This is a genomic window from Acetatifactor sp. (assembly GCF_982438285.1).
Window position 1 is genome coordinate 1 of sequence record NZ_CEWDFQ010000148.1, and the last position, 7,402, is coordinate 7,402.

The following is a 7,402-nucleotide window of genomic DNA, read 5'->3' on the forward strand; positions in this document are numbered from 1 at the left end:
CCTTTGGAATAAACGCGCCAAAGGACTGTCCGCCCGCTCCTCTGCACAGCACCCGGTAGGTATCCTCCTCCACATCATCCCCCAGCTTTCTTGTGATTTCACTGCCGAAAATGGTGCCGAAGGCCCTGTCCGTATTGGACACATCCACCTCTATGCTTCTCTTGGTCTTTGTCTCTATGGCCTTTCCCAGCTGCTTTAACAGCACTCTTTCATCCAGGGTTTTTTCCAGCTCAAAGTCAAATACCTGCTTGGGATCAAAGGTAACCTTCTGCTTTGTATTTTCATAGGGATTGGAAAGTATCGTGCTCAAATCTATCTTTTTCTGGCTCTCCGTCAGGTTTTCCTTCACCTTCAAAAGATCGGTCCTGCCCACCAGCTCATCTACGGTCCGCACGCCCAGCGCCGCCATATACTCCCGCAGTTCCTGCGCGATAAAGCGCATAAAATTCTCCACATATTCAGGTTTTCCCTTGAAATTCTTGCGAAGCTTTGGATTCTGGGTAGCCACGCCCACCGGACAGGTATCCAGGTTGCACACTCGCATCATCACGCAGCCCATGGTCACCAGGGGAGCTGTGGCAAAGCCAAACTCCTCCGCTCCAAGAATCGCTGCAATGGCCACATCCCGTCCGCTCATCAGCTTGCCGTCCGTCTCAATACGCACCTTGTTTCGCAGACCGTTCATAATCAGGGTCTGGTGTGTCTCCGCAAGCCCAAGCTCCCAGGGTAGTCCCGCATTGTGAATGGAGCTTTTAGGAGCGGCGCCGGTGCCTCCATCGTAGCCGGAAACCAGCACTACCTGTGCGCCCGCCTTGGCCACTCCGGCCGCCACAGTGCCCACGCCGGACTCGGACACCAGCTTCACGGAAATCCTTGCCTGGGTGTTTGCGTTTTTCAGGTCATAGATCAGCTGGGCCAAATCCTCAATGGAATAAATATCGTGATGAGGCGGCGGCGAGATCAGGGATACGCCGGGCGTGGAATGTCTTGTCTTTGCAATCCATGGATATACCTTGCCTCCGGGCAGGTGTCCGCCCTCTCCGGGCTTGGCTCCCTGGGCCATCTTGATCTGAATCTCCTTTGCGCTGACCAGATAGCGGCTGGTGACTCCAAAGCGTCCGCTTGCCACCTGCTTGATGGCCGAGCAGCGGTTTTCCCCATCCGGCCCCTGTGTGAGCCTCTCCAGCACCTCTCCGCCCTCTCCGGAATTGCTTTTGCCATGCAGTCTGTTCATGGCGATAGCCATGGTTTCATGGGCTTCCTTGGATATGGAGCCATAGGACATGGCCCCTGTCTTAAACCGGGTGACAATGGATTCCACCGGCTCTACTTCCTCAATGGGAACGCCCTTTTTCGGATAGTTAAAATCCATAAGCCCCCGCAGATTCATCACAGAGCTTTCATCGTTGATCATAGCCGTATACTGCTTAAACATCTCATAGTCGCCGCGCTTGGTAGACTCCTGAAGCATATGGATGGTGGCCGGATTATACAGATGCTTATCTGCGCCGCTGCGCATTTTGTGATGTCCCGGGCTGTCAAGGGTCAAATCGGTGGAAAGTCCCAGGGGATCAAAGGCCATGGAATGGAGCTCATCCACCTGCTTTTCAATATCCTTTAAGGTAATGCCGCCCACCCGGCATACCGTATTACTGAAATATCTGCTGATTACCTCCGGCGCAATGCCGATAGCTTCAAAAATCTGAGAGCCCTGGTAGGACTGTATGGTGCTGATGCCCATTTTTGAGGCGATCTTTACAATGCCATGCAGCACTGCGTTGTTATAATCATTCACCGCCGCATAGTAGTCCTTATCCAGCATGTGGTTGTCGATCAGCTCCTTTATGCTTTCCTGAGCCAGGTAAGGGTTAATGGCGCAGGCGCCATAGCCCAAAAGAGTGGCAAAGTGATGCACCTCCCTAGGCTCCCCAGATTCCAGAATCAGAGCCACTCTGGTTCTTTTCTTAGTGCGTACCAGATATTGGTTCAATGCGGAAACCGCTAAAAGGGAGGGCATGGCAACATGGTTTTCATCCACCCCTCTGTCCGAGAGAATCAGAACGTTGACACCGTCTCTGTAGGCTCTGTCCACCTCCACAAACAGTCTGTCGATGGCCCGCTCCAGGCTGGTGTTTTTATAGTAGGTAATGGGCACCACCTCCACCTGGAAGCCCTCTGCCTTCATATTTTTGATCTTTAATAAATCTGTGTTAGTCAAAATAGGGTTGTTCACCTTCAAAACATTACAGTTTTTGGGCGACTCCTCCAAAAGGTTTCCCTCTGTGCCGATGTAGACGGTGGTGGAGGTCACGATTTCCTCCCGTATGGCATCTATGGGCGGATTGGTCACCTGGGCAAACAGCTGCTTAAAGTAATGAAACAGCGGATGATAGGTTGTACTCAAAACCGGCAGCGGTGTATCCACACCCATGGCTGCAGTAGCCTCCCCTCCGTTCTTTGCCATGGGAAGAATACTGGTCTTTAGCTCGTCATAGGTGTAACCGAAGGCCTTCTGCATTCTCTGGCGCTCCTCGGAAGTATACTCCGGCACTCTCTGGTTGGGAATGTGCAGATCCTTAAGCTCCACCAGATTGTTGTCCAGCCATTCTCCGTAAGGCTGGCGGCCGGCATATTTTTCCTTCAGCTCCTTGTCGTCGATGACCCTTCCCTGAATGGTGTCCACCAAGAGCATCCTGCCGGGACGCAGCCTTTCCTTCAGCTTGATCCGTGCGGGATCCAGCTCCAAAACTCCCACCTCAGAGGACAGGATCAGGGTATCGTCATCCGTGATCAGATATCTGGAGGGACGCAGGCCGTTTCGATCCAGCACAGCTCCCATGATATCTCCGTCGGAAAACAATATGGAGGCAGGGCCGTCCCAGGGCTCCATCATGGTGGCATAATACTGATAAAAATCTCTCCTGGTCTGAGACATGGCCTTGTTGTTTGCCCAGGGCTCGGGAATGGTGATCATCACGGCCAGAGGCAGATCCATACCGCTCATCACCAGAAACTCCAGCGTATTGTCAAGCATGGCGGAGTCTGAACCCGTCTTGCTGATTGCGGGCAGCACCTTGTGAAGCTGGCCCTTTAAGTGCTCGGACTCCATGTTTTCTTCTCTGGCCAGCATCTTGTCCGCGTTGCCCCGAATGGTATTGATCTCGCCATTATGCACCATCAGCCGGTTGGGATGAGCCCTCTCCCAGCTGGGATTTGTGTTGGTGGAAAACCGGGAATGCACCATGGCAATGGCAGATTCAAAGTCTTCACTCTGCAGGTCTGCAAAAAAGGTGCGAAGCTGTCCCACCAAAAACATACCCTTATACACAATGGTCCTGCTGGAGAGGGATACCACATAGGTGTCATCCGTGGACTGCTCAAACACTCGCCTTGCGATATACAGTCTGCGGTCAAAGGCAAGTCCCTTCTCCACATCTGCGGGCTTCTTTACAAAGCCCTGCATAATGTAGGGCATACACTCCACCGCTTTATGTCCAAGTACATTGGGAAAGGTGGGCACTTCACGCCAGCCCAGAAACTCCATGCCTTCCTTTTGTACAATAATCTCAAACATCTTCTTTGCCTGATTGCGGCGAAGCTCCTCCTGGGGGAAGAAAAACATGCCAACGCCGTATTCCCGTTCCCGGCCCAGCTCAATTCCCAGCGCTTTGGTCACCTTCACAAAAAATTTGTGGGGTATCTGGGTCAGAATGCCAACGCCGTCTCCCGTCTTTCCTTCCGCATCCTTACCGGCTCTGTGCTCTAAATTTTCCACGATTTTTAACGCGTTCTCCACCGTGGCACGGCTCTTTTTGCCGTTGATATTCACACATGCGCCGATACCGCAGTTGTCATGCTCAAATTCTCCTCGGTAAAGAGGCGCCTTGGGAAGCTTGCTTTTCACATCAAACATTGTAATGCTCCTTTCCGGTTCTTGTTTTCAGATCATCGCGAAACATATTTTTTAAAGAGATCATTGTGCCCATTGCACATTTCAACACAGACACGCTTTCACTCCGAGCTGACCGCAGCGGTACCTAAGGCCGCAAAGGACGCAGCCTAAGTACCGGCGGCCAGCAAGGGTCTGTTTATGAAATATGCAACGTACAACATTCCAAATCTAAAAGTTGAGCTTCGCAATCATCTTTGTTCTTTCACATAAAAAAAGCCGCAAGGAGTCCTTTACTCGCTCCTTTGCGACTTTTCTAAAAAGTACTATACACCTTTTTTTCTCTTCTGTAAACAGGTTTTTTTCTTAAATTGTCAGATAATCAGTCTTTTGCTTTTCAAAGGATAAAATATCTGTCTGTATATTGAATTTTTGCTCCATTTCCTTCTCTCGGACACACTTCAGGGGCGGATTTTCCTGATTTTTTTATGGAAGCTTTCGCCTGTAAAGCTGCTCCTTAAGCCAGTGGTATATCCCGGACGACCACTGATTTTCCGCCAGCAGTCTTCTTAAGGGAGCAAGGGTGCACAGCATAAAAAGACGGCAGGAGAAAAGCTCTGCCCTGCTCATATATTCTTTCGTAATCTGTCTGTGTTCTTCCTTATCCCTCTTTTGATTTTCCCTGCTCTCTGAGTATCCTCCCCCCTCATAGGAGGATACGGGCATGTTCAGGTACATCATTTTGGCCCCTGCCCTATAATAGCACCACAAAAAATGATCATAGTCAGCCCGGATGCGATAGCATTCCTCATAGGGCTTTTCCCGGCACAGCCTGGCTGCGTAAAAGCAGGACTGATGGCAGGGAATGTTTCGATAGCACACAAGTCCCGTGATCTTGGGCGGCGAGGAGATCATCACTCCGGACTTTTCGCTATAGGTGTCGCCATAAAGCACCAGATTTTTCGGATGTTCCTCTCTCTCAATCACAGCAGCTGTCTGCTCTAAAACTTTATTATGATGAAATTTGTCTCCGCAGTTTAAAAAGAGGACAAAATCTCCCTGTACATGGGAAACCGCCTGATTCATGGCGTCATAGATTCCCCTGTCCTCTTCTGAAAAAAAGCGGATACGCCCATCCCGGCGCATCCTCTCTATAGAACCGTCCCTGCTTTTTCCGTCCTTTACAATGATCTCATAATCCGCAAAGGTCTGGTCTAAAATACTGTCCAGCGTCTGATTGAGCTTTTCCCCCGGATTCAGACACACTACTATAATAGAAAATTTCATATCCGCCTCACTAAAACACCTTCTTTTGCTTTGCCAGCTGATACAGGCTTCCCGCCGCCACAATCAAAAACAGAATGCACACCGGCCAGCTCACAAATCCGGTCATGGCGATAGCCGTATAAGATAGCAGAGAGCTGATCACATTAGATAGGATATGGACGGACACAGGCATATAAAAGCTGCCGAAATACTCATAAGCGTAAGCCATCAGGCAGCCTATCAAAAATCCGTAAACCCCTTGTATGGGATTCATATGGTAAAGTCCAAACAGCGCCGAGGAGATCACAAGAGCAGTCCTCACATTCATAAAGCGGCGCATATACCCGTAAATAATGCCGCGAAACAAAAGCTCCTCCGCTATGGGCGTAATGATGCCGTAGCAGATCAGATGTATCCAAAGGTCTCCCGAATACTGTTCCGCAGCCACCGCCTGATACGCGTCAGATTTGCTGATAAAGCCTGTAACGTCAAAAAGCAGGTTAAACCCAATCACCGCTCCCACGGCTGCCGCTCCAAGAAACACATAGTTTTTCTTAGGCTCCGGCTTTAAATGGGTCAGCCTCATGTCATCCGCAGTCTTGGTCAAAAGCAGCTTTGCATTGCCCGCGATGGCCAGACCGCTTCCCACATAGCTTAAGGCCGCTATTATGGTGGCTGCATTGCCCGTAAAGCTCTCAAGGGCGCCGTCCGCATTTTTTACCACAAAGAAATCGGCTACAGGCCCTGTAAAGCTTTCTCCCACATACTTAAAAAGAAGGCTTAAGGCGTACTGCACCACATTCCGCACCAGAATAAACATCAAAAAGGAATACAGCATCAGCCACATCCTCTGCAGCATCACAGAACGCTTGGATTTTTCGTCTGTCTTTTCCTCCGTGCCCCGCAGCAGAAACTTTTTAAGCTCCTCCACGCTGCGCACAATATAATCCGCCTTTGCCGCTTTTAATTCCTCTATGCCGCCGTAGCCATAAGCAACTCCAACGCTTTCTATGCCAAGAGCCCTTGCGCCCTCTATGTCAAATTTGCGGTCTCCGATCATGTACACCTGATCCGGTTCCACCGGATGCTCTCCAAACAGACGATTCAGCGTCTCCTGAACCACCTCATCCTTGTTTACCCGCCTTCCGTCCAGCTCGCTTCCAACCACTACCTCAAAATATTGGTCAATGTGAAAATGCTTTAATATCTTTTCCACAAACACAGTGGGCTTGCTGGAAGCCACCGCCAGGTGCATGCCCTTCTCCTTTAGGAGGCGCAGCATCTGGGGAATCCCGTCATAAAGCTTATTTTCATAAAGCCCCTTGGTCTCAAAGCGCTCCCGGTACTTAAGCACCGCCTGCCCTGCCTGCTCCTCATCCATATGGTAAAACTCCATAAAGCTGTCCTTTAAGGGCGGCCCTATAAAGGGCGTAAGCTTCTCCAAATCCGGCTCCTCGATTCCCATGGCCTTTAGGGCATACTGTACACTGGCCGTAATCCCCTCCTTGGGGTCAGTCAGGGTTCCGTCCAGGTCAAATAGCAAATATTTTTTCATGAATCCTCTCCTGTAAATCGTCTTTTAAAAGCTTCTTATTCTGTCCGTGCCATCGTCCGCAGTGTTCACGATCTTAAGCACCTCCACGTCATATCCCGAAGCAGCACCAACCTGTACATGAACCACATCCCCTTCTTTTTTTCCAAGCAGCGCCTTGCCCAAGGGCGATTCGTTGCTGATGAGATTTTCCAGGGAATTTCCCCTCACGGTGGTTACGATTTTGTAGGTTTCCACACTTGCATCATCAATAAATTTTACTGTCACCGTATTGTTGATCCCCACCTCGTCCTCGGCGGAATCCTCGGAAATCACCCGGGCAGTGCGTATCATCCTCTCCAGATAGCGAATGCGGCTTTCATTCTGATTCTTTACCTTTTTTGCGGCATGATACTCGAAATTTTCGCTCAGATCCCCATGGGCTCTGGCCTCCTTCACATCCTCAAGCGCCTTTGGCCGCACCACAAGCTTCCGGTACTCTATCTCTTCCTTCATTTTTTTGATATCGCTGGGCGTCAGCTCGTCATACATAGCAATCTTCCTCTCTATACCTGTATTCCGTATACCACCGCCACAGATACAATGATCTGAATGATGGCAAACCGGTAAACAGTCTGGGTGTTGGACCAGTCCCAGACCTTCCTCACATGGTCGTGTAACGGCGTCCTCACATTTTTTAAGATACGGATTTTGAA

General features: G+C 50.2%; 4 protein-coding genes and 1 pseudogene. All 5 read right to left on the minus strand.

Annotated elements, in window-relative coordinates:
- A partial coding sequence (gltB, locus tag AC1WIP_RS08690) for a glutamate synthase large subunit (protein WP_481141473.1) occupies positions 1–3,913 on the minus strand: 3,913 nt, incomplete at its 3' end.
- A gap of 462 nt (positions 3,914–4,375) precedes the next feature.
- Positions 4,376–5,176 (minus strand): glycosyltransferase, encoded by an 801-nt coding sequence (locus AC1WIP_RS08695; protein WP_481141474.1) that lies wholly within the window; start codon positions 5,174–5,176, stop codon positions 4,376–4,378.
- 10 nt (positions 5,177–5,186) lie between these two features.
- Positions 5,187–6,710 carry an HAD hydrolase-like protein gene (locus AC1WIP_RS08700; protein WP_481141475.1) on the minus strand — a complete coding sequence of 508 codons (1,524 nt, stop codon included), beginning with the start codon at positions 6,708–6,710 and terminating at the stop codon, positions 5,187–5,189.
- A gap of 24 nt (positions 6,711–6,734) precedes the next feature.
- The gene (gene greA / locus AC1WIP_RS08705) at positions 6,735–7,238 is read right to left on the minus strand and encodes a transcription elongation factor GreA (RefSeq protein WP_318704774.1); all 504 of its coding nucleotides are present in this window, start codon (positions 7,236–7,238) and stop codon (positions 6,735–6,737) included.
- A 14-nt stretch (positions 7,239–7,252) separates the two neighbouring features.
- Positions 7,253–7,402 (minus strand): annotated as a pseudogene (locus AC1WIP_RS08710) (phospho-N-acetylmuramoyl-pentapeptide-transferase); the annotation flags it as partial.